This is a genomic window from Bradyrhizobium sp. Rc3b (assembly GCF_900114915.1).
In the GTDB taxonomy this organism is placed as follows: domain Bacteria; phylum Pseudomonadota; class Alphaproteobacteria; order Rhizobiales; family Xanthobacteraceae; genus Bradyrhizobium.
In genome coordinates, this window is the sequence record NZ_FOUS01000004.1 from 70,538 (window position 1) to 92,494 (window position 21,957).

Below are 21,957 nucleotides of genomic sequence, written 5' to 3' on the forward strand. Positions count from 1 at the left end.
CGGCTAAAGCGCCTACTGCGCCAGTGCCAGAATTCCGCCGGCGAACGAATGCCACGCGGCGCTCTCGCTGATCGGCCAGTTCAGGACCTTCACCGCCAGCAGGGCCAGTGTGCCGTAGATGTAGACCGGATGCACGCGGCCTTCGCTGCGCCAGTCGCGCACCATGGCGACGACGAGCAGAAGCGATGCGACGACGGCCGGCGCGATCGTCACCGGCACCGGCGGCGGGCCGGGCGGTCCCGGAGGCGCCAGGAACGTCAGGAACCAGCGCGCGATCGCGGCATCGAGGATCGAGACCGCGGCGAGCAGCATCAGGCGCTTGTGAATCTCGGGCCTGCGCGTGTTCACGATCCCCAGCACGAACACGATGGCGAAGAACGCAATCCCGCTCATCGGCACGATCGAGAAGCCGATGCCGGCCTCTTTCTGCCCGAGCGCGGCGGAGTGCTGCATCACGTGCACGGAGGCGAGGAAGCCGAAGATCGTCATCGCGGTGGCGAGCGACACGCCGGCGATGCCGAGTGAACGGTGATTGACCACGCGCCCCGAGGCCGCGAGCCAGGTCTGAAGCACGAAATAGACAGACCAGGTGAAGAACAACAGTCCGTGAAAGTGAATGACGGGGCTTGCGGACAGCGTCCGGTTGGCGAGCGGAACCCAATAGGTCGGTGCGAAGCCGAGAAATGCGGTGGCCGCGCAGGCCAGGGCCATATGCAGATAAAAATATCGCGCAGGCGACGCATCTCGCGCGCGTACACGACGGTCGTCGGTCAGAGTCGTCATCAGGAATGAGTCTGGGAAGGTGGGGTTTGGTTCAAACCCCGCTGTCGTCCCGGGGCGCGAGCCCGGGACGACAGCCGAGAGAATCATCCCCCCGCGCTCAATTCTGCGCGATCGAGCTCCTCTTCGAGCCGGTGGAAGGCATCGTCGCCGATCACTTCGGTGGCGCGGAGGTCGAAGATCGATTTGCGCGCGGCCGCGATGGCGCGGCGGCGCAGGGGATCGGCGGGCAGCTCGCCATTGGCGATGCCGCCGTTGGGATCGCTCCCGGCCTGCATCAGGATGGCGCGATATTCGAGCCGCAGGATCTCCGCCTCCTCCGAGGGATCGCTCTCGATCGCATCGAGCGCGGCGCGATAGGCGACGGCGCGAGCGCGCGCGACCTCGGTGCCGACGGGATCGTCGTCCCTGAGGCCGAACGCCAGGATCAGCGGCCGCAGCGTCAGGCCCTGGATCACCAGCGATCCCAGCACCACCGCAAAGGCGATGAAGACGATGAAGTCGCGATACGGGAAGTTCTCCGGCAAGGCGAAAGCTGTGGCAAGCGTGACGAGGCCGCGCATGCCGCACCAGGAGATGATGAGGCCGCCTTTGGGCGAGGCGACGGCCCTGGGGTCGTTCGGATGATAGATCCCCTGCGCGACCAGCACACGCAAGGTCGTGCGATAGAACGTCACCCAGGCGAGGCGCACCAGGATCACCGTCAGCAGGATCCAGGCCGCGGCCACGCAATATTCCCAGCGCACGTCCGCATCGAGCCGCGTCCAGATCGGCCGCATCTGCATGCCGATCAGCATGAAGGCGAGCACGTTGAGCACGAACACCATGGTTTCCCACACCGCATAAGACGGCACCCGCAAACGTGCCGGCATGCGCGCCCCCGCCGTACGCGCCATGGTGATGGCGTAGACGACGATGGTGAGAATGCCGGACAGGCCGAGATGCTCCGCGGCGATCCAGACCATGAAGGTTGTGGCGAACTGCACGATGATCGCGCTCGGTGCTTCCTTGACCCGCTCCAGGAGCAGCGGGATGATGTAGCCCGCGAGCAGGCCGGCGACGACGCTGCCGACCAGTGCCAGCGCCATCGTCGGCGCGACCTGGCTCCATGTCAGATGCTCGGTGGCGATGGCACCGACCGCGATGCGGTAGATCAGAAGCGCACTCGCGTCGTTGAGCAGGCTTTCGCCCTCCAGGACTTTCACCATGCGGTGGGGCAGCTTGACCTGGCTCAGGATCGCGACCGCAGCGGCCGCATCGGGCGGTGCCACGATGGCGCCGAGCGCGACCGCGGCGGCCCACGGCATATCGGGCATCAGCCGGTGCGCGACGAAGGCGACGCCGGCCGTGGTCAGGCCGACCGCGGCGACGACCAGGGTCGAGACCGGAACCCAATTGTTGCGCAGATCGCGCAGCGAGGTGTCGAAGGCGGCATCGAGCAGCACCGGTGCGACAAAAAGCGCCAAGGCCAGGTCCGGCTCCAGTGTCCAGGACGGGCTGGACGGCACGAAGGCGATCAGCGCGCCGCCGATGGCGAGAAAGGTCGGGTAGGGGACCTTGATCCGCCGTGCCAGCGCCGATAAGGCAACGGCGCCGAGCAGAAGCGCGATGATCCATTCGAATGTCGACACGATGATCCCCGAAGCCGGTTTGAGCGGCGCCACAAGCTAGCACCAATCCGGCCGTATGACGGATAGTACGGCCGCGAGGCAAGACTTAAGGCAAGACTTAAGGCAAGGCTCAAGGCAAGACCGAAAGCAGACGTCCGACAGCAACGAGCATGCGTTTTCGAAAACTCATTCAATCGTCAGGTGCCGTATTGTTTTGCGCGCTGTCGCTCAATGCCGCCCGGGCTGCGACCGGCGGTGAGCCGGCTGCGGTGATACAGGTCGATGTCGCCTCATGCCTCGCGGCGACCGCGGCGGACGACATGGACAAGGCCGTCACGGCCTGTGCCGCCGTGATCGACAATGAGAAGACGGCGAAGGGCGATCTGATCAAGGCACTGATCGCGCGCGCGGCGCTCTATGCGCGGCACGATCAGGTCGACCGCGCCATCGCCGACGACAGCCGCGCCCTTTTGCTCGACCCCGGGCTCGCGGACATCTGGAATGCGCGCGGCGAGCTCTGGCTGAAGAGGGGCGACAAGCCCAAGGCGGTGCAGGATTTCGGCGCGGCGCTGAAGCTCGACCCGAACCACGAGAAGGCCAAGGCCAATCACAAGGCGATGGCGCGCGAGCTGGAGCGGATCGGCGCGCAGATGGCGGTCGCCGGCAAGCCCAGCTTCAATTGCAGGCGTGCGGCCCGTGCCGTGGAGAAGGCGATCTGCGGCAACCGCGAGCTCGCCGATCTCGACCGCGAGATCTTTGCCTCCAATGCCCGGGTGATCCGGGAGGCGCGCAATCCGGCGGAAGCAAAGAACCTCCAGCGCGAGCAGGACGAGTTTATCGCCCGCCGCAATGCAGGGTACGGCCGGCCAGGATACGATCTGAAGAAGGCGATGCAGGAGCGACTGCAGCGACTGAATGGCGTGGACGGGCATTGACGATTCTTCGCCTCTCCCCGCGTGCGGGGAGAGGCCGGAATTTGCGTCACCCTCACCCCGCCCTCTCCCGTAAGAACGGGGCGAGGGAGTACACGGGCCCGTGCGTCCCTGACAGGCCCGATTTGAACCCACCCTCTTTCTGCCGCGACAACGGTGAGAACCCGACGCCACGGAGCCCTATGCCATGTGCGGCACGCATTCTTCCGCGCAAGCGCCTTCGCTTGCCAAAACCTCGCTTCGCGCCCTTCTTCTCGGGGCGGCGATGAGCCTCGTCCTTGCAGCCCCTGCCTCGGCGGGCACCGATTGCGTGATGGGCAGCAAGGCTGCTCCCGCGGAGCTGATCCCGGCCTGCACCGTCATCATCGACCAGAGCGCAAGCCCCGCGTCCGACCGCGCCGCGGCGCTGCTGGTTCGTGCCGACGCCAATGCGCGGACTTCGGGCGGCCTCACCCAAGCCCTGCGGGACATCGACCGCGCCATCGCAATCGACGGCAAGAATGCAAGGGCCTGGCGCCTGCGCGGCGACCTCTTGCGCGAGGCCGGCGGCGATCTCAACCGCGCGGCGGCGGATCTGAGCAAGGCGATCGAGCTCGATCCGCAGGATGCGGAGGCTTACGAGCTGCGCGGTGTCGTATACACCACCCAGCGCAGGCTTGACCGTGCGCTCGCCGATTACGACCAGGCGATCAAGCTGAAGCCGGATGATGCACAGGCATGGTCCGACCGCGGCGTGAACTACTATCTCGGCGGCGACAACGAGAAGGCGATCAAGGATCTCAGCGAGGCGCTGCGGCTCGATCTCAACCGTCCGCGCACCTACACCAACCGCGGCGCGGCATACAAGAAGCTCGGCCAGCTCGACAAGGCAGTGGCCGACGACGGCGAGGCGATCAGGCTCGATCCGAAGGTGCCCGAATATTTTGACAATCGCGGGCTCACCTATGCCGCCATGAAAGAGTACGACAAGGCGATCGCCGATTACGACCAGGCGCTGCGCCTGGCGCCCCGGCCGAACTTCTTCACCAACCGTGGCGATTCCTATCAGTTCAAGGGTGAGTTGGGAGCGGCGCTCAGCGACTACGACGCTGCGCTGAAGCTCGATCCGAATTTCGCGCAGACCTACAACAACCGCGCCGTGCTCTACAAGAAGATGGGCGAGCGCACGAAGGCGCTGGCCGATTACGAGACGGCGCTCAAGCTCGATCCCGGTAACGAGAATGCTGCCAACGGCCGCCGCAGCATGATCGCGGAGATCGCGAAATTCGGCGGTGAGCCGCCGCGGGCGCTGAATGCGGCGTCCGGCAATGGTCCGTCCTTCGCATGCGCGACGGCCAGGCGCGAGGTCGAGAAGGTGATCTGCGCCGATCCGCAGCTGGGCGTGCTCGACCGCCAGATCGCCGAGACCTACGAGCGCGTGCCGAAATCGGCGGGCAAGCGCTCGGCCGGCGAGCTGCGCAAGACCCAGCGCGATTTCCTTAGCCTCCGTAACGCCAGCTTCGGCCGGCCGGGCTATGATCTGAGGAAGGTCATGCAGGAGCGGTTGCAGAAGCTGAACGCGATGGAGAGCTGAGGAGCGTTGAAGAAGCCGAAGTCGCGCGGCTGGCTCGCTCACCTCTCCCGCTTGCGGGAGAGGTCGCCGCGATCGAAGAGCGCGGCGGGTGAGGGCTTTCTCCTCTTGGAGACTTCCTGCTAAAGCCTCGGGCAATCCCGACGCGGGGGCACCCCCACCCCAGCCCTCCCCCGCAAGCGGGAGAGGGAGCGCAGCGCCGATGCGGCAGCAATTGCGTCTCCACCAAAAGGCCCATCCTTTTCAGCTTGAACCGCGGCCCGTTCCCGGGAAAATACCTCTCAAACAAGGCCGGCACTTGATCCGGGTCATGGCGGGGCGACCGTCCGGCCGCAAGGTTCAAGGTCAGGCTGATAAAGGTAACGGGAGCGCGGGAATGAACATCCAGGGCAAGAGCAATTACCACGAGGTCCATGCCCGCTCGCTGGCAGACCCCGAAGGCTTCTGGGCCGAGGCGGCGAAGGAGATCGACTGGATCGAGCCGCCCAAATCGATCTTCGACCCCTCGCAGGGAACCTATGGCCGCTGGTTCACGGGGGGCGTCGTCAATACCTGCTACAACGCGCTCGACCGCCATGTCGAAGGCGGCCGCGCCGACCAGGTCGCGCTGATCCACGATTCCCCGCTGGCGGGCAGCGTCACCAAATTCACCTATGCCGAACTGCTGAACGAGGTGCAGGCGCTCGCCGCCATCATGCAGGATTTCGGCGTCGCCAAGGGCGATCGCGTCATCCTTTATATGCCGATGGTGCCGGAGGCCGTGGTCGCGATGCTCGCCTGCGCGCGGATCGGTGCGGTGCACTCGGTGGTGTTCGGCGGCTTTGCCGCGAAGGAGCTTGCGACCCGCATCGACGACGCGCAGCCGAAACTCATCCTCTCCGCAAGCTGCGGCATCGAGCCCGGCCGCATCGTGCAGTACAAGCCGCTGCTTGACGAGGCGATCAGGCTTGCCGGCAGCAAGCCGAAGGCCTGCATCGTGCTGCAACGTCCGCAGCTCACTTGCGACCTGACCCCGGGGCGGGACTACGATTGGGCGAGCCTGCGCCGCAAGGCGATGAACGACGGCAAGAAGGCCGCATGCGCGGCTGTTGCCGCGACCGATCCGCTCTACATCCTCTACACCTCGGGAACGACTGGCATCCCGAAGGGCGTCGTGCGCGACAATGGCGGCCATCTCGTCGCGGTGAAATGGTCGATGTTCAACCTCTATGGCGTCAAGCCGGGCGAGGTGTGGTGGTGCGGCTCCGACATCGGCTGGGTGGTCGGCCACAGCTACATCGTCTACGGCCCGCTGCTGCACGGCGCGACGACCATCATGTATGAGGGCAAGCCGGTCGGCACGCCCGACGCCGGCGCGTTCTGGCGCGTGATCTCGGAGCACAAGGCGGTCGCGTTCTTCACCGCGCCGACCGCGTTCCGCGCGATCCGGAAAGATGATCCGGAAGGAAAGTTCATCCGGCAATACGACCTGTCGAAATTCCGCACCCTGTTCCTCGCCGGCGAGCGTGCCGATCCGCCGACGGTCGAATGGGCGGAGCAGCAGCTGAAGGTGCCGGTGATCGACCATTGGTGGCAGACCGAGACCGGCTGGTGCATCGCCGGCAATCCGGTCGGGCTCGGCATGCTGCCGGTGAAGCACGGCTCACCGACGGTGCCGATGCCGGGCTACCAGGTCGACGTGGTCGACGAGGCGGCAAAGCCGGTCGGGCCCAACATCATGGGCTCGATCGTCATCAAGCTGCCGATGCCGCCGGGCTGCCTGCCGACCCTGTGGAATCAGGATGCGCGCTTCAGGGAGGCTTATCTCAGCGAATTCCCCGGCTATTACAAAACTTCCGACGCCGGCTACAAGGACGAGGACGGCTATGTCTTCGTCATGGGCCGCACCGACGACATCATCAACGTCGCCGGCCATCGGCTCTCCACCGGCGGTATGGAGGAGATCCTGGCCTCGCATCCCGATGTTGCCGAATGTGCCGTGCTCGGCGTCAAGGACGCGATCAAGGGCGAGGTGCCGTGTGGCTTCCTGGTGCTCAAGGCCGGCGTGAAGCGTGCGCCCGCCGAGATCGAGAAGGAGATCGTCGCGCTGGTGCGCGACAAGCTCGGACCGGTCGCCGCCTTCAAGCTCGCCATCACCGTCGGCCGCCTGCCCAAGACGCGCTCCGGCAAGATTCTGCGCGGCACCATCAAGAAGATCGCCGACGGCGAGTCCTGGACCATGCCGGCGACGATCGAGGATCCCAAGACGCTCGACGAGATCGGGGAGGCGCTGAAGGGGCGGGTGTGACGCGAAGCGTCATCCCGGGGCGGTCCGCAGGACCGAACCCGGGATCTCGAGATTCCGGTCCTGCGGACCGCCCCGGAATGACGGTGTTGCCGACTTACAATCTCCTCATTCCGCGCTAAACAGGGCCGGCCAACAGGGGACCTCGTATGCCACTCGCCGCCGCGCCGCGCCTGCTTGCAGCCTTAGCTCTCGCCATCGCTCTCTCCGCCTGCTCCGCGCGCTACCAGACGCCGGTGGCGGTGGGCGGCGACGATGACGATGCGGTCTGCCTGAGCCGGGGCAATGCGCAGGGCTCGCCGGAATACGTGGCCTGCCGCAAGGATCGCGACGTGCAGCGCAACGCCGCCACCGCCCGTGCCGATCGCCGCCAGCGCGACCTCGGCGAATACATGTTGAACCATCCCGAGCGGCCCTGAGGGGGCGGCATTATCCTGCCGCGCCGCGCACCCCGCATTCGTGACTTCCGTGACAGATCTGCAACGCCGCGGCCAAATCGGGGCGGCCTCTGGCTGAATTGATCGAAGTCAAATCCTTCAGCGCCCCCTTTCTGTTCTGACGCTCATGTCGCGCAACGACGCGCGAGTGAAGGCTGAAGGGGATTGCAATGCAGAGAACGACAAGAAACCTGGCGCGGCTTGCGACGGTTGGCGCGATGCTCGCGGGCACGTTTGCATCGGTGCAGGCTGCCGATCTGCCGGTCTACAAGAAGGCGCCGCCGCCGGTGGAGGCGTTCAATCCGTGGATGGTGCGTCTGCGCGTGCTCGGCGTGTTGCCGGATGCCGGCGGCTCGACCGTCAACGTGGTGGGTGTGCCCTCGCTGTCCTCGCCGAATTCCGGCCTTTCGATCAGCGACCAGGTCGTCCCTGAGCTCGACATCAGCTACTTCTTCACCAGGAACATTGCGGCCGAACTGATCCTCGGCGTGACCCGGCACTCGATCAGCGGCACCGGCTCGCTCGCCAACCTGCCGATCGGCAAGACCACGCTGCTGCCGCCGACGCTGACGCTGCAATATCACTTCGACCAGTTCGGCGCGTTCAAGCCGTATGTCGGCGCCGGCGTGAACTACACCGTGTTCTTCAACAATTCCGCGGCCAACACGCCTGCCGCAATCGCCGGTCCGCCCGCGATCGTCGCCACCACCACCAATTTGCACGTCAGCAACGCCTTCGGCGGCGCCGTGCAGTTCGGCTTCGACTACATGATCGACCGGCACTGGGGTCTCAACGTCGACGTCAAGAAGCTCTGGCTGCGTCCGGATTACAGCGCCACCGTCTCCGGCCTGCCGGTCACCGGCACCGCGCATATCGATCCGTGGCTGGTCGGCGCGGGCGTGACGTACAAGTTCTGAGGGGCGTTGCTTGGAGACAAGCTGTGGCCGCAGCCGACCCTGCACTCCCTCCCCCCTTGTGGGGGAGGGCGGGGGAGAGGGGTGGTCCAGGAAAAGGTGCGAGAGACTTGCGCGCGATGCTCTTGAGCTGATCGAGGGTGTCCCCGTGGGATACCCCTCTCCCTAACCCTCCCCCACAAGGGGGGAGGGAACGCAGCTCGCGTGTGGCGACATGCGTCGCATTCACTCAGCCGTTCTTACAAACAAAAACGCGGCGGGATTTCCCGCCGCGTTTGCATTCGATGGTGAATGAACGAGAGAAGGACTACTCCTCCTCGTCTTCCTGCTTCTTGCCGCCGAGCGTCTTCAGCTTGGCGAACACGGCGTCGAGGTTGAGGTCGTCGCTCGATCGCTCGGCCGGCTCGAACTCGTCCTTCTTGGTGGTCTCGGAAGCCGGCAGCAGCGTGGCGCCGCCATAGGCTGCGTCGATCGGCTTCTCCTTGGCGGCGCGCGCCACCTCGAAATCGAGCTCGATCTGCGAGCAGAGGCCGAGGGTGACGGGGTCGATCGGGGTCAGCTGGGAGGTGTTCCAGTGGGTGCGGTCCCGTACGCTCGCGATGGTGCTCTTGGTGGTGCCGACCAGGCGCATGATCTGGGCGTCCTTGAGCTCGGCATGGTTGCGCAGCAGCCAGAGGATGGCGCTCGGACGCTCATGGCGGCGCGAGACCGGAGTGTAGCGCGGGCCCTTGCGCTTGGGCTGGGGCGGCAGCACCACCTTGCTCTCCTGGAGGCGGAGCCGATAATCCGGATTCCGCTCGCCCTTCTCGATCTCCTCGCGGGTCAGCTGGCCGTTGGAGAGGGGATCCATGCCCTTGATGCCCTGGGCAGCATCGCCGTCGGCGATCGCGCGCACCTCGAGGGGATGCATCTTGGTGAAATCGGCGACCTGATCGAAGGTCAGCGCGGTGTTGTCGAGCAGCCAGACGGCGGTCGCCTTGGGCATCAGAGGTGCGTTGCTCATGGCAAATCTCCTTTGTGCTTCGCCCACCCCTCTGGAGGCGAAACCGGTGGTCATCAGCGATGACTGGGAATTCGCGCTATATAAGCCCGGAGGGGGTAGCCACGCAATGGTTCTGCTATAGATAGTGCCTTGACAGCGCCCGAAAGGGGGCCCAATTCCCTGTAAGCTCGTACCCAAGCCCTATTCCATTCATCGACCGCTTCCCGCCCATTTGGCGAGGTGATTCGGTCCCGAGATCGCTCAATGTCAGCCAAACCAGACCTCAAGATCGTGCTTTGTTCTCCCCGTGGCTTCTGCGCCGGGGTGGTCCGGGCGATCGACACCGTGGAACGGGCGCTCGATAAGTACGGCGCCCCCGTCTATGTTCGCCATGAGATTGTGCACAACAAATATGTCGTCGACGGGTTGAAGAAAAAGGGTGCCATCTTCGTTGAGGAGCTCGCCGAAATCCCGGAAAACACCACCGCGCCGGTGGTATTCTCGGCCCATGGCGTGCCGAAATCGGTTCCGGCCGATGCCCAGTCCCGCAATTTGTTCTCGCTGGATGCGACCTGCCCGCTGGTCACCAAGGTGCACCGCGAGGCCGCGATCCACTTCAAGCGTGGCCGCGAGATCTTCCTGATCGGCCACTCCCATCATCCCGAGGTGGTCGGCACGCTCGGCCAGCTTCCGACCGGCGCCGTGACCCTGATCGAGACCGCCGAGGATGCCAAGACGATCTCCCCGAAGGACCCCAACAACCTCGCCTTCGTGACCCAGACCACGCTGTCGATCGACGACACCGCGGAGATCGTGGCGCTGCTGAAGGAGCGCTTCCCGAACATCAACGGGCCGCACAAGGAAGACATCTGCTACGCCACCACCAACCGCCAGCTCGCGGTGAAGAAGGTGGCGCCGGTGGTCGACGCGCTCATCGTCGTCGGTGCTCCCAATTCGTCGAACTCGCAGCGCCTGCGCGAGGTCGCCGAGCGCGAGGGCTGCCGGATCGCGGTGCTGGCGCAGCGCGCCACCGACATCGACTGGGACAAGTTCGGCAACATTTCGAGCCTCGGCATCACTGCGGGCGCTTCCGCGCCGGAAGTGATCGTCGAAGAGATCATGGACGCCTTCGCCGAGCGCTACACGCTGCATGTGGAGACGGTCTCGGCCGCTGAGGAGAACGAGTTCTTCCCGCTGCCGCGTCAGGTGCGCCCCGAAGCCGCCGCCGAGTAGACCTTTATGGCGGTCTACACCGACGTTGCCGCCGACGAGCTTGCGGATTTCCTGAAGCAATACGAGCTCGGCGAATTGCTCTCCTACAAGGGCATCGCCGAGGGCGTTGAGAACACCAACTTCCTGCTGCATACCAGCCAGGGGTCGTTCATCCTCACGCTCTACGAGAAGCGCGTGGCGAAGAACGATTTGCCGTTCTTCCTCGCGCTGATGACGCATCTGGCCGAGCACGGCATCAACTGCCCGCTGCCGGTGAAGGGAAGAGACGGCGAGGCATTGCGCGAGCTGTCCGGGCGTCCCGCGGCGATCATCACCTTTCTCGAAGGCATGTGGCCGCGCAAGCCGAACGTCGCCCATTGCGCCGGCGTCGGTGCGGCGCTGGCGAAGATGCATCTGGCCGGCGCGAACTTTGCGGTTCGGCGCGCCAACGCGCTGTCGGTCGCGGGCTGGCGGCCGCTGTTCGATGCGGCCTCGAACCGTGCCGATGAGGTGCAGTCGGGCCTGCGCGCGTTCCTGGCGACCGAGCTCGACCATCTCTCGAGCGGGATCTGGCCGGATAATCTGCCTGAGGGCGTGATCCACGCCGACCTCTTCAACGACAACGTCTTCTTCCTCGGTGACCAGCTCTCGGGGATCATCGACTTCACCTTCGCCTGCAACGACATGCTGGCCTATGACGTCGCGATCTGCCTCAACGCCTGGTGCTTCGAGCCGGATCATTCCTTCAACGTCACCAAGGCGCGCGCCTTCCTCAACGCCTATGGCCGCGTGCGAAAGCTTTCGGAGGCGGAGGAGGCCGCGCTGCCGCTGCTGGCGCGTGGTGCTGCGATCCGCTTCCTGCTGACGCGGCTGGTGGACTGGCTCAACGTGCCGCCCGGCGCGCTGGTCAAGCCGAAGGACCCGCTGGAATATTTTCGCAAGCTGCGCTTCCACCAGAGCGTGACGAGCGTACGCGATTACGGGCTGATGCCGTCAGGATTGGTCGCGTGAGCGAAAAGCCCGTCGTCACGATCTATACCGATGGCGCCTGCTCGGGAAACCCCGGGCCGGGCGGCTGGGGCGCGATCCTGAAGTTCGACGACAAGGAAAAAGAGCTGAACGGCGGCGAGCGCCACACCACCAACAACCAGATGGAGCTGATGGCGGCGATCTCCGCGCTCGAGGCGCTGAAGAAGCCGTGCACGGTCGATCTCTACACCGACAGCCAGTATGTCCGGCAGGGCATCACCGGCTGGATCTTCGGCTGGAAGCGCAACGGCTGGCGCACCGCCGACAAGAAGCCGGTGAAGAATGTCGAGCTATGGCAGCGCCTGGATGCCGCGCTGAAGCAGCATGAGGTCCGCTGGCACTGGGTCAAGGGCCATGCCGGCCACCCCGAGAACGAGCGCGCGGACCAGCTGGCGCGCGACGGGATCGTGAAGGCGCGGTTGCAGCAGCGGCTGGCGGAGTAGGGGCTCGATGTGTCGGCGGTGCAGCTCGGTCTCGCTGCCGTCGCCGGTTTCGTAGGGTGGGCAAAGCGAAGCGTGCCCACGGGTTCTTCTAATTCGAGGAAAGAGGTGGGCACGGCGCTGACGCGCCTTTGCCCACCCTACGGCACTTTCGCCGCGGCTCAGAGCTGCCCGAGCAGCGTATCGCCGCCGGAGACCTCGACCTTGCCGGGCATTGCCTCGAGGTTGAGCTTCTTGACCACGCCGTCCTCGACCAGCATCGAATAGCGCTTGGAGCGGATGCCGAGGCCGTTGGCGGAGGCGTCCAGCTCCATGCCGATCGCCTTGGTGAAATCGGCGTTGCCGTCAGCGAGGAAGATGGCCTCGTCGCGCTGGTCGGTGTCGCGCTTCCAGGCGTTCATGACGAAGGCGTCGTTGACGGAGACGATGGCGATGCTGTCGACGCCCTTGTCCTTCAGGGCATAGGCGTTGAGGAAGATGCTCGGCAGATGCATCTTGTGGCAAGTGCCGGTATAAGCGCCGGGCACCGCGAACAGCGCCACCTTCTTGCCCTTGAAGATATCGTCAGTGGTCTTCACTTGCGGGCCTTCCGCCGTCATCACGCGGAATTTCGCCTCGGGCAGCTTGTCGCCAGTCTGGATCGCCATTGTCGGTCTCCCTGAATATCGATCCCGCTTATTAGACCGTGCGGCGGGCCTGCACAATATTGCCGGCGGGCGAAGCGGTGAGGGTGGGTCCCTTTCACCGTGATGTCATCAGCCGGCGAAGCCCCCCTTGTCGAGAAAGGCCTGCTCTTCCTCGGTGCTGTCGCGGCCGAGCAGGCGGTTGCGGTGGGGAAACCGGCCGAACCGCTGAATGATGTCGGCGTGCTCCCGGGCGTATTTCAGGTTTTCGGCATTCTCGGTGTTCTGAAACAGCGCGACGCAACGCAGCTGGTCGGGCAGGTGCTCGGAATGCATGAAGGGCAAATAAAGGAATTCGAGCAGGACCGGATCGATCCTGCCAGCGACCCCGCGATCAATCGCCCGGCGGGCGACGTCGCGCGCCTGGGCATCGCTGGCAAAGGCCTGGGGCGTGCCGCGGAACATGTTGCGGGGGAATTGGTCGAGCACGATGACCAGCGCGAGTGCGCCGTCATCGCTTGCCTCCCATGACGCGAGCTCGCCGGCGACCGCCTTCTGCCACAAAGCAAGGAAGCGGCGCCTGACCTCGGCGTCGAAGGCCTGGTTGCGCTTGTACCAGCGCTCGCGGCCGGCCTCGCGCCAGAAGGCGAGAATGCCTGATGGCGCGATATCGTCGACGACAGTCATGAACCGCAGACGCGCTTACGCCGCCTGAGCTTTCTTCTCGTCGCGCAGTTCGCGTCGCAGGATCTTGCCGACATTGGTCTTGGGCAGGTCGCTGCGGAATTCGATGTGCTTGGGCACCTTGTAGCCGGTGAGCTGCTCGTGACAGAATTTGATCACGGCCTCGGCAGTGAGGTTTTGATCCTTCTTCACCACGAAAGCCTTCACCGCTTCGCCCGACTTGGAATCGGGGATGCCGATCACGGCGCATTCGAGCACGCCCGGATGGCTCGCGATCACTTCCTCGATCTCGTTGGGATAGACGTTGAAGCCTGAGACCAGGATCATGTCCTTCTTGCGGTCGACGATCTTGGTGTAGCCCTTCTCGTCCATGATGCCGATGTCGCCGGTACGGAAATAGCCGTCCGCGGTCATCACCTTCGCGGTCTCCTCGGGCCTGTTCCAGTAGCCCGACATCACCTGCGGACCCTTGGCACAGATCTCGCCGGCCTGGCCGAGCGGCACTTCGTTGCCGTCGTCGTCGCGGATCGAGATGTAGGTCGACGGCACGGGAATGCCGATCGTCCCCGTGAACTCGGTTGCCGTTGCCGGATTGCAGGTCAGCGTCGGCGAAGTCTCCGACAGGCCGTAACCCTCGGCGATGAAGCAGCCGGTGATCGCTTTCCATTGGTCGGCCACGGGGCGCTGCACCGCCATGCCGCCGCCGTTGGAGATCTTCAGCTTGGAGAAGTCGAGCTTCTTGAAATCAGGGTGGTGCATCAGGCCGTTGTAGAGCGTGTTCACGGCCGGGAAGCTGTTGACCTGGTATTTCGCCAGCTCCTTGACGAAGCCGGCGATGTCGCGCGGGTTGGGGATCAGGAGATTGCAGCCGCCGGCGCGCACCGCGAGCAGGTAGCAGGCCGTCAGCGCGAAAATGTGATAGAGCGGCAGCGCGCAGACGATCATGAGCTGGTCGACATGCGGCGGCGCGGCGAGCGCCGGCTGGAGCCAGGCGTCGTTCTGCAGGACGTTGGCGACGATGTTGCGGTGGAGCAGGGTGGCGCCCTTGGAGACGCCGGTGGTGCCGCCGGTATATTGCAGGAAGGCGACGTCGCCCGGCGAGAGTTTTGGCTTGTTGAAGGTCATGCCGCGGCCGGCCGACACCGCATCGTTGAAAGAGACCGAGCCCGGCAGCGACCATGCCGGTACCATCTTCTTGACGCGGCGGACGACGAGATTGACGATCACGCCCTTGAAGCCGAGCAGATCGCCCATGCTGCCGACGATGACGTGCTTCACCTGCGTCTTGGCGATCACCTGCTCGACGGTGTGGGCGAAATTCTCCAGCACGATGATGGCTTCGGCGCCGGAATCCTTGAGCTGGTGCTCGAGCTCACGCGGCGTGTAGAGCGGATTGACGTTGACCACCGCGAAGCCGGCGCGCAGCACCGCGGCGGTCGCGATCGGATATTGCAGCACGTTCGGCATCATGATGGCGACGCGGGCGCCGCGCTGCAGTCCGCGGCCCTGCAAATAGGCGCCGAGCGCGACCGACATCTGGTCGAGGTCGCGGTAGCTGATGGACTTGTCCATGCAGATGAACGCCTTGCGGTCGGCGAACTTGGTGAAGCTCTCCTCCAGCAGATCGACCAGCGATGCGTATTGGGTCGGCTCGATATCGGCGGGCACGCCGGGCGGATATTGCTTGAGCCAGATGCGCTCCATGGAAAACTCCCCTCATCTACCAGAGCCCGTTGTGTCTCGGGCTTGCCTCATTGCCGCCAGTATCGAGCCTGCCGGAACGGGTGGCAAGTCGTCGAGGCTTAAGACATAGGTCAGGAAGTGGCTACTGGAATCGTCGATACCGCGCTGCCGCAGGTGCGAATCGCGGGGGGGCCCGGTTCGGCGCGCCGTTAACTGTTGTTGGCCGGCTTGGCCGCGGGCTTGGTTGCGGCCTTGGGCTTGGCGGGCTTCGGATCGCTGCTTGCCGCAGGCTTCTCGGCGGGTTTTGCCGCCGCATCGTGCTTGGCGGCGGCATGCTTGGGCGCCGCCGGCTTAGCCGCAGTCTTCGCGTCGCTCTTATCGTTGCTCTTATCGTTTTTCTTGGCCTCAGCCGGCTTGGCAACAGGCTTCACGGCCGCCGTCTTGGTGTCCTTCGCGGCGTCCTTGCCCGCGTCTTTCGGCTTGTCGGCCGCGTCAGGCTTCTTGGCCACGCGCGACTTCTTGCCACGCGGCTTGGACGCCGTCTGCTGGTCGGCATCGGCCGCGACCGCCGCGATCAGGGCGGTGCCGGTGCGGGTCGGGCCGGTATAGACCAGCACGGGCTCGGTCGCCGCCGGAGCCGAGGCCATCAGCTCGGAGGCCTTCATCAGGGGCGGCTGGAGGCCGGCGGTGAAGAAGGTCACCTGGGCTTCGCCGCCGGTGGCCGAGGCCGATCCGCTGGGGCCGCCATTGGCCGCAATCAGCGCATCGTCGTCGTCGCTGGCCGGCCGCTTGCGATGGCCGCCGCACATCTCGTCGCGCAGGTTCGGCGGCGAGGCATCGACCGGCACGAGATTATCGACCGTGCCGAGCGAGGGGCGCAGCCACGTCAGATTGTCCTGGCCGAAGCCGCGCTCCAGCAACTGCGCCGCCTTCACCGCGCGCGCAGTGCCGGAATTGGCGCCGAGCACCACCGCGATCAGCCGGCGGCCGTTGCGCGTGGCCGAGGCGACGAGGTTGTAGCCGGAGGCGCAAATGAAGCCGGTCTTGAAACCGTCGGCGCCGGGATAGCGGCCGATCAGCTTGTTGAAATTGCCGGTGGTGCGCTTGCCGAAGCGGATCGCCGGGATGTGCACGAAGTATTCGTATTCCGGCAGGTCGCGCAGGAACGAGCGGGCGAGGATGCCGAGGTCGCGCGCCGACGTGATCTGGCCGTCTGCGGGCAGGCCGTTCGGATTGACGTAGCTGGTCTGCGTCATGCCGAGCTTCTTCGCGGTGTCGTTCATGATCGCGGAGAAACCGTCGATCGAACCGCCGACGCCTTCGGCGAGCACCACGGCCATGTCGTTCGCCGACTTGACCATCATCATCTTCAGCGCGTTGTCGACGGTGAGCTGCGTTCCCGGACGGAACCCCATCTTCGAGGGCGACTGCGAGGCCGCCGTCGGCGAAACCGTGAGCAGCGTGTCGAGCGTCAACCGGCCGTCCTTGACCGCCCTCAACGTCACATAGGCTGTCATGATCTTGGTGACGGAGGCCGGATACCAGGGAATGGTCGCGTTCTCGGCCTGCAACACCTTGCCAGTGTCGGCCTCGATCAGCAGCAGCGCTTCGGCGCTCACCGCGCGCGGCGCCAGCAGCGCGGCACATGCGAGGCTCGCAGCGAACAGGTTGAACAGGGATTTGCGAAGCAGCGGGCGTAGGGCGTGCACTATCCGATTCCGGTCCTTGGAGACCCGCCAGTTCCGGGCGGTGCTCGTGATCTGAGTGTCGGTTCTGAAATCCAGCGCCGCCGCTTGCGGCGCCGCAAACCTATACCGGCTGGTGCGTCGAGAACAGGGGCATGAGCGGGGTATTCCGCAATGAAATAGGCCGAATTTCGACGATCCTGTGGGGACTTGCTAGGGGGATTTGGCAGCAGTCGCAGCAGCCTCAGCGGCTGTCACACTGGCCCGTGTGGTCTCGTGGACCATGAACTGGGCCCTGGCGAGCTCGGCGAAATGGCCGCTGTTGGCCACCAGTTCATCGAAAGTTCCGCTTTCGATCACCCGTCCGTTCTCGAACACCAGGATCCGCGTGGCGTTGCGGATGGTGGAGAGGCGGTGGGCGATCACGAAGGTGGTGCGGCCCTTCATCACTTCGTCGAGAGCGGCATTCACCTTGGCCTCGGTGACGGCGTCGAGCGCGGAGGTAGCCTCGTCCAAGATCAGGATCGGCGGGTCCTTCAACAGCGCGCGGGCGATCGACAGCCGCTGCCGCTCGCCGCCGGACAGCATGCGGCCGCGCTCGCCGGCATTGGTCTCGAAGCCGCCGCTGCGCTCGATGAAATCGAGCGCCTGCGCCCGCTCGGCCGCCTTGCGCATCTCGGCCTCGGTCGCGTCCGGCTTGCCGACCCGCAGATTCTCCTCGATCGAGCGGTTGAACAGCAGCGCCTCCTGGAACACGACGCCGATATTCCGGCGCAGCGAGGTCAGCGTGACGCCGCGCACGTCCATGCCGTCGATCTTGATGATACCCGACTGCGGGTCGAAGGCGCGATGCAGAAGCGCGATCGCGGTGGATTTGCCGGCGCCGGTCGGGCCGACCAGCGCGATGGTCTGGCCGGGCAGTGCGGTGAAGGTGAGGTCCTCGATCGCCGGCCGCTTGCCGTCATAGGAAAAGGTGACGTCGTTGAACTCGACGAGACCGGACAGCCTGCCGGCGTCGATCGCGTCGGGCCGGTCGTGCACCGCGGGCACGGCGTCAAGCACATTGAAGAACTCGCGCAGGCGGGGCGCTTCCATGAACACGTTGTTGATGAAGCTCACCACCTGCTCGAGCTTCTGGATCAGCAGCGTCGCAAAGCTCACGAACATCACGATCTCACCGACCGAGGTCAGCCCCTGGTCGTGGAGCGCGATGCCGAGCGTGAAGATTGCGAGCACGGTGATGGTGGTGGAGGCACGCGTGATGACGGTGACGAGAGCCCACCACGACAGCACCGGCATTTGCGCGGCGAGCAGCTCGTCGGCGACGGAGCGCAGTCCCTTCACCTCGGATTCGACGCGGACGAAGCTCTGCACCAGCGCGACATTGCCGAGCGCATCGGATGCGCGCGCGGACAGCTCGCTATATTGCTCCTCGACCGCCATCTGCATGCCGAAGGTCTTGCGCACCACGAAGGTCGTCAGTGCCGTGAAGACGATGCAGAGCACGAACAGCAGGATCGCCAATCGCCAGTTCAGGTAGAGCGACAGCGGCAGCAGCACCACGACCGAGAGGATCGCGGCAAAGTGCTCGCGGAAGAAGCCGAGCCACAGCCGCCACAAGGCGTCGGTGCCGTTGAGCATCACCTTCATCAGCCGGCCCGAATGGGTTCCGGAGTGGAAGGTCAGCGGCAATTGCAGGATGTGCTCGAAATAATCGGTCAGCACCGCCTGGCGCTGGCGGTGCGAGAGCCGGTCGGCCTGCAAGGCCACGAGCGCGCTGCAGAGAATGGTGAACAGCCCGAACGCGACCCAGGCTACCAGGAACGGCCAGGCCGAGCTCGACCCGGCCACGGTCTTGCCCGACAGCACGTCGACGATCCGCCCGAACAGCACGGGCTCGGCGAACTGCGAGCCCGCCAGCAGGAGGTTGGCGACCGCAAGCAGCCAGCCCAGCCGCGCCTCCTTGCCGAGCAGCTCGAGAACGCGGGTATAGAGACGGAGGATGGGCATGCGGGCGACGAACTCGAGCGGATAACGGAGCCCGTATTTTAAGCAGGGATCGCGCGGGAGATATAGCGGAAGCTGTCAGTTTTTCTCAGTTGATCAGCCGCCCCGCCACCGGCGGCAGGAACCGGTCGTCGAAGATGTCGCCCGCCGTGGGCCGTTTGCGGAATTTGAAGTCCTGGGCGATCTGGTCGATCGAGCGCTCCAGGCGCGCGGGCTCGACGCCGCCGAGGCCGTTGCGCTTGACCTCATCGGTCAGGATGTTGTCGACGAGGACGGTGCGCAGGCGCTCCAGCTCCAGGTCGCGGTCGCCGTCGTCGATGCGGCCCGCGGCCTCGTCCGCCGCACGTGCCGGCTCCCTGATGGTCGCATTGATGCCGGCGATCAAGGCGCGGAGGAAGCCCTTCACGGCGTCCGGCTTCGCCGCGGCGAAGGCGGGATTGACCACCACGGCGAAGCCATAGGCCTCGCAGCCATAGTCGGCATAACGCAGCACGACGAGATCGGCGCCGGGCACGCCGCGGTCGCGCAGGTTCACCGCGGAGAGATAGTTGAAGCCTGCGACGGCATCGACCTGTCCCGCGGACAGGATCGGCTCGCGGACCGCAGCGCCAATCTTGTGGAATTTGACGCGCGATGCCTTGATGCCGTTCTGCTGCGCCAGCGCCGGCCACAGTCGCATCGACAGATCGCCGTCGGCAACGCCGACGGTCTTGCCGTCGAGATCGGGCAAGACATGGATGCCGCGGCTCCTGCGCGCGACGATCGCGTAGGGCGCGCGGTTGAACAGCACGAACGCCGCCTTGACCGGCGCCGAGTCCTCCTTGTCGCGAAGGCGGATCAGCTCGTTGATGTCGACCAGCGCAAGCTCGCTGTCGCCCTTGGCGACGCGTGCGAGCGCCTCCGGCGATCCGGCTGCACTGTTGAAGGACACGTTGAGACGTTCGGCGCTGAACCTGCCGTCCTTCGCCGCAAGGAAGAACGGCGCCATGCTCGCGTCCAACGGGCGGTCGAAGGTGAAGTGAATCGCAACGGACGGCGCAGCGGTCTCGGCCGCACTGACATCGCCTGCAACGAGCGTTGCAAGCGAGATCGAGAGAGCCAGCAGGCAACGGAGGGCGGTCGTCTTGAATCCTGACATCGATTGCGCCGGTTCCGCATTGTTATGGTTTCGTGACGCTTCGCGGCGCCCGGCTGCGGCCAGTCTCTCCGCGCCAACATGAACGGCAGATGAGCGGCGGTTGCGGCACGATTACGCAACCCCGTTCAGCTTGTGTTGGGGTTGGGGAACCCAACTTAGGCTGTGCGGGTTTTAAAGGCATGAGCCTGTCCGCAGGCGTCCATTCCAGGTCCCAAGGAGGGCCCAAGACATGTTCGAGCGATTCTCCAAGTTTGCGGGCCGAAAGGCCGTTCTGGCCACCGCCGCGGTGCTGGCGCTGACCGCGCTTGCCCCGACCGCGTCCTATGCAGGCGGCCGTCACTGGCATGGTGGTGGAGGCGGCGCGGCCGCAGCTGCGGCTTTCGCGGCCATCGGCACCGGTCTTGCCATCGCCGCGACCCGTGACTCCTACGCCTATGACTACGGTCCGGGCTATGGCTATTACGGCGGTCCCGCCTATTACAGCGGCCCAGCCTACGGGCCCTATTATGGTCCAGGCCCGAACTTCCAATATCAGCGCTACGGCGGCACCGCTCCGTCCGAGTTCTGCGGCCAGGGTTACTACCAGAACTGCTACTAGCTCTGGCAGCTGGAGTTCACCATGACAGGCCGTCGCGCTTGCTGCGCCGGCCTGTTTTTTGCTTTTATTGCCGCGCGTTAACACGCCCGCCATTTGTTTAGAGTAGTTTTGAGTACCATGAGTGATTCGCTTGAGCGGCTATATCTGGCTGTGCTCGCGGCCAGGGATCTTGATCCGGCAACATCGCGTACGGCCCGGCTGTTTCAGCGCGGGCCCTCGAAAATGGCAAAGAAGCTCGCCGAAGAGGCCATCGAGGTCGTGATCGACGCCGTCAATGGCGACGCCGACGCCGTGATCCGGGAAAGCGCCGATCTCCTGTACAATCTCACCGTGCTCTGGGCCTCTGCGGGCGTGCGTCCCGAGGACGTCTGGCGCGAGATGGCGCGGCGGGAAGACATGCTCGGCATCGCCGAGAAGCTGCCGAAATCGTCGATGAAGCTGCCTAAAGTCGCGTCACCGCGCGTGGCCGCCAGGCGGCCAATTGTCGCGCTCGAGGGGCGTGCCGCGCGCAAGCGCCACTAAAGCGCGATGGGATCGCGGTGAATGGTTCATCGCGCTTTAGCCTCTTGTTTGAGCATGATCTTTCCGGAAAACCGCCGCACACTTTTCCGGATCATGCTCGAAACGTCATAATTCGCCTCAATCTCGGCATGGACAAATCCGCCCCATGGTGCTTCATCGCGGCGCCATGCTGAAACGTATCTACGACTGGTGCATCGACGCCGCTCACAAGCCCTACGCGCTCTGGATTATGGGAGCGGTGTCTTTCGCCGAAAGCTCCTTCTTTCCGGTGCCGCCGGATGTGATGCTGATCCCGATGTCGCTGGCGCGCCCGCAGCGCGCCTGGCTCTACGCGGCCGTCTGCACCATCACCTCGGTGCTCGGCGGCATTCTGGGCTACGCCATCGGCGCGCTGCTGTTCGACTCGGTCGGTCATTGGCTGATCCAGGTCTACGGCCTCGGCGACAAGGTCGACGCCTTCCGTGCCTCCTATGCGGAGTGGGGCGCGGTGATCATCCTGCTCAAGGGTTTGACGCCGATCCCCTACAAGCTCGTCACGATCACCTCGGGCTTTGCTGGCTACAATATTCTGTTGTTCACGATCTGCTCGATCGTCGCGCGCGGCGGACGCTTCTTCGTCGTTGCGATCCTGCTCAACCGTTATGGCGACTGGATCCGGCACAAGCTCGAAGAGCGTCTTGGATTGTGGGTGGCGATCGGTGCTGCGCTGCTGGTGCTCGGCTTCGTGGTGGCGATCAAGCTGATCTAGAGCATGATCCGGAAAAGTGTGAAGCTGTTTTCCGAGAAGATCATGCTCACTTGGTAACCCGCGCTTTGCCGCCGGGCCG

20 protein-coding genes are annotated in these 21,957 nt (G+C 65.0%); 11 read left to right on the forward strand and 9 right to left on the reverse strand.

Translation table 11 applies throughout. The features are described 5' to 3' along the window. Positions 1-12: 12 nt before the first annotated feature. Positions 13-783 carry a hypothetical protein gene (locus BM190_RS10380; protein ID WP_092254130.1) on the reverse strand — a complete coding sequence of 257 codons (771 nt, stop codon included), beginning with the start codon at positions 781-783 and terminating at the stop codon, positions 13-15. 83 nt (positions 784-866) lie between these two features. Next, positions 867-2,444, reverse strand: coding sequence for a cation:proton antiporter (locus BM190_RS10385; RefSeq protein ID WP_092254132.1), 1,578 nt, complete (start codon positions 2,442-2,444; stop codon positions 867-869). A 116-nt stretch (positions 2,445-2,560) separates the two neighbouring features. On the opposite strand from BM190_RS10385, the gene BM190_RS10390 reads away from it, so the two are divergent. The 5 genes from BM190_RS10390 to BM190_RS10410 all read left to right on the forward strand — a co-directional run bounded on the left by BM190_RS10390 (position 2,561) and on the right by BM190_RS10410 (position 8,530). After that, positions 2,561-3,325, forward strand: a complete 765-nt coding sequence (locus tag BM190_RS10390; protein ID WP_092254134.1) for a tetratricopeptide repeat protein — start codon at positions 2,561-2,563, stop codon at positions 3,323-3,325. Positions 3,326-3,509: 184 nt separating this feature from the next. Continuing rightward, on the forward strand, positions 3,510-4,895 hold the full coding sequence (locus BM190_RS10395) for a tetratricopeptide repeat protein (protein ID WP_092254137.1): 1,386 nt from the start codon (positions 3,510-3,512) through the stop codon (positions 4,893-4,895). 373 nt (positions 4,896-5,268) lie between these two features. Next, positions 5,269-7,179: a propionyl-CoA synthetase gene (locus BM190_RS10400; RefSeq protein ID WP_092254139.1), complete on the forward strand. Its 1,911-nt coding sequence runs from the start codon at positions 5,269-5,271 to the stop codon at positions 7,177-7,179. Positions 7,180-7,325: 146 nt separating this feature from the next. Continuing rightward, positions 7,326-7,595 (forward strand): hypothetical protein, encoded by a 270-nt coding sequence (locus tag BM190_RS10405; protein ID WP_092254141.1) that lies wholly within the window; start codon positions 7,326-7,328, stop codon positions 7,593-7,595. Between the two features lie 188 nt (positions 7,596-7,783). Then, a complete protein-coding gene (locus BM190_RS10410; RefSeq protein WP_092254143.1) occupies positions 7,784-8,530 on the forward strand; it encodes an OmpW/AlkL family protein in 747 nt (248 codons plus the stop codon). A 304-nt stretch (positions 8,531-8,834) separates the two neighbouring features. Here the strand turns inward: BM190_RS10410 and BM190_RS10415 are convergent, their stop codons facing one another. After that, complete coding sequence (locus BM190_RS10415; RefSeq protein WP_026202531.1) at positions 8,835-9,530, reverse strand: DUF1013 domain-containing protein; 696 nt, start codon at positions 9,528-9,530, stop codon at positions 8,835-8,837. A 243-nt stretch (positions 9,531-9,773) separates the two neighbouring features. Here BM190_RS10415 and ispH point away from each other — a divergent pair, with 243 nt between their 5' ends. From ispH to rnhA, 3 genes are read left to right on the forward strand one after another with little or no spacing between them, the layout of a single operon-like run. Beyond that, positions 9,774-10,742: a 4-hydroxy-3-methylbut-2-enyl diphosphate reductase gene (gene ispH, locus BM190_RS10420; RefSeq protein ID WP_092254145.1), complete on the forward strand. Its 969-nt coding sequence runs from the start codon at positions 9,774-9,776 to the stop codon at positions 10,740-10,742. 6 nt (positions 10,743-10,748) lie between these two features. Next, on the forward strand, positions 10,749-11,732 hold the full coding sequence (locus tag BM190_RS10425) for a homoserine kinase (RefSeq protein ID WP_092254147.1): 984 nt from the start codon (positions 10,749-10,751) through the stop codon (positions 11,730-11,732). Then, a complete protein-coding gene (rnhA, locus tag BM190_RS10430; protein ID WP_092254149.1) occupies positions 11,729-12,193 on the forward strand; it encodes a ribonuclease HI in 465 nt (154 codons plus the stop codon). Before BM190_RS10425 ends, rnhA begins: the two co-directional genes overlap by 4 nt. A gap of 158 nt (positions 12,194-12,351) precedes the next feature. Here the strand turns inward: rnhA and BM190_RS10435 are convergent, their stop codons facing one another. The 6 genes from BM190_RS10435 to BM190_RS10460 form a co-directional block, all read right to left on the reverse strand. Beyond that, positions 12,352-12,837, reverse strand: a complete 486-nt coding sequence (locus tag BM190_RS10435; protein ID WP_018321314.1) for a peroxiredoxin — start codon at positions 12,835-12,837, stop codon at positions 12,352-12,354. A gap of 108 nt (positions 12,838-12,945) precedes the next feature. Beyond that, the gene (locus BM190_RS10440; RefSeq protein WP_092254151.1) at positions 12,946-13,500 is read right to left on the reverse strand and encodes a DUF924 family protein; all 555 of its coding nucleotides are present in this window, start codon (positions 13,498-13,500) and stop codon (positions 12,946-12,948) included. A 15-nt stretch (positions 13,501-13,515) separates the two neighbouring features. Further along, the gene (locus tag BM190_RS10445; protein ID WP_018321316.1) at positions 13,516-15,201 is read right to left on the reverse strand and encodes a long-chain fatty acid--CoA ligase; all 1,686 of its coding nucleotides are present in this window, start codon (positions 15,199-15,201) and stop codon (positions 13,516-13,518) included. Positions 15,202-15,389: 188 nt separating this feature from the next. Then, complete coding sequence (locus BM190_RS10450) at positions 15,390-16,889, reverse strand: D-alanyl-D-alanine carboxypeptidase family protein (protein ID WP_092254153.1); 1,500 nt, start codon at positions 16,887-16,889, stop codon at positions 15,390-15,392. 189 nt (positions 16,890-17,078) lie between these two features. After that, the gene (locus tag BM190_RS10455) at positions 17,079-18,875 is read right to left on the reverse strand and encodes a glucan ABC transporter ATP-binding protein/ permease (protein WP_092254155.1); all 1,797 of its coding nucleotides are present in this window, start codon (positions 18,873-18,875) and stop codon (positions 17,079-17,081) included. A gap of 85 nt (positions 18,876-18,960) precedes the next feature. After that, positions 18,961-20,010: an ABC transporter substrate-binding protein gene (locus BM190_RS10460; protein WP_092254157.1), complete on the reverse strand. Its 1,050-nt coding sequence runs from the start codon at positions 20,008-20,010 to the stop codon at positions 18,961-18,963. 229 nt (positions 20,011-20,239) lie between these two features. Between BM190_RS10460 and BM190_RS10465 the strand changes: the two genes are divergently transcribed. The 3 genes from BM190_RS10465 to BM190_RS10475 all read left to right on the forward strand — a co-directional run bounded on the left by BM190_RS10465 (position 20,240) and on the right by BM190_RS10475 (position 21,878). Beyond that, a complete protein-coding gene (locus BM190_RS10465; protein ID WP_018321320.1) occupies positions 20,240-20,608 on the forward strand; it encodes a hypothetical protein in 369 nt (122 codons plus the stop codon). Between the two features lie 117 nt (positions 20,609-20,725). Next, entirely contained in the window at positions 20,726-21,130 is a 405-nt protein-coding gene (hisE, locus tag BM190_RS10470) for a phosphoribosyl-ATP diphosphatase (RefSeq protein ID WP_018321321.1), read from the forward strand. A 145-nt stretch (positions 21,131-21,275) separates the two neighbouring features. Next, on the forward strand, positions 21,276-21,878 hold the full coding sequence (locus BM190_RS10475) for a YqaA family protein (RefSeq protein ID WP_018321322.1): 603 nt from the start codon (positions 21,276-21,278) through the stop codon (positions 21,876-21,878). Positions 21,879-21,957 lie beyond the last annotated feature (79 nt).

Excerpts from the sequence above, each read along its gene's own strand:
- BM190_RS10380 (WP_092254130.1), bottom strand. The coding sequence starts at position 783 with ATGACGACTCTGACCGACGACCGTCGTGTACGCGCGCGAGATGCGTCG.
- BM190_RS10390 (WP_092254134.1), top strand. The coding sequence starts at position 2,561 with ATGCGTTTTCGAAAACTCATTCAATCGTCAGGTGCCGTATTGTTTTGC.
- BM190_RS10395 (WP_092254137.1), top strand. The coding sequence starts at position 3,510 with ATGTGCGGCACGCATTCTTCCGCGCAAGCGCCTTCGCTTGCCAAAACC.
- BM190_RS10400 (WP_092254139.1), top strand. The coding sequence starts at position 5,269 with ATGAACATCCAGGGCAAGAGCAATTACCACGAGGTCCATGCCCGCTCG.
- BM190_RS10405 (WP_092254141.1), top strand. The coding sequence starts at position 7,326 with ATGCCACTCGCCGCCGCGCCGCGCCTGCTTGCAGCCTTAGCTCTCGCC.
- BM190_RS10410 (WP_092254143.1), top strand. The coding sequence starts at position 7,784 with ATGCAGAGAACGACAAGAAACCTGGCGCGGCTTGCGACGGTTGGCGCG.
- BM190_RS10415 (WP_026202531.1), bottom strand. The coding sequence starts at position 9,530 with ATGAGCAACGCACCTCTGATGCCCAAGGCGACCGCCGTCTGGCTGCTC.
- ispH (WP_092254145.1), top strand. The coding sequence starts at position 9,774 with ATGTCAGCCAAACCAGACCTCAAGATCGTGCTTTGTTCTCCCCGTGGC.
- BM190_RS10425 (WP_092254147.1), top strand. The coding sequence starts at position 10,749 with ATGGCGGTCTACACCGACGTTGCCGCCGACGAGCTTGCGGATTTCCTG.
- BM190_RS10435 (WP_018321314.1), bottom strand. The coding sequence starts at position 12,837 with ATGGCGATCCAGACTGGCGACAAGCTGCCCGAGGCGAAATTCCGCGTG.
- BM190_RS10440 (WP_092254151.1), bottom strand. The coding sequence starts at position 13,500 with ATGACTGTCGTCGACGATATCGCGCCATCAGGCATTCTCGCCTTCTGG.
- BM190_RS10445 (WP_018321316.1), bottom strand. The coding sequence starts at position 15,201 with ATGGAGCGCATCTGGCTCAAGCAATATCCGCCCGGCGTGCCCGCCGAT.
- BM190_RS10455 (WP_092254155.1), bottom strand. The coding sequence starts at position 18,875 with ATGCCCATCCTCCGTCTCTATACCCGCGTTCTCGAGCTGCTCGGCAAG.
- BM190_RS10460 (WP_092254157.1), bottom strand. The coding sequence starts at position 20,010 with ATGTCAGGATTCAAGACGACCGCCCTCCGTTGCCTGCTGGCTCTCTCG.
- BM190_RS10465 (WP_018321320.1), top strand. The coding sequence starts at position 20,240 with ATGTTCGAGCGATTCTCCAAGTTTGCGGGCCGAAAGGCCGTTCTGGCC.
- hisE (WP_018321321.1), top strand. The coding sequence starts at position 20,726 with ATGAGTGATTCGCTTGAGCGGCTATATCTGGCTGTGCTCGCGGCCAGG.
- BM190_RS10475 (WP_018321322.1), top strand. The coding sequence starts at position 21,276 with ATGGTGCTTCATCGCGGCGCCATGCTGAAACGTATCTACGACTGGTGC.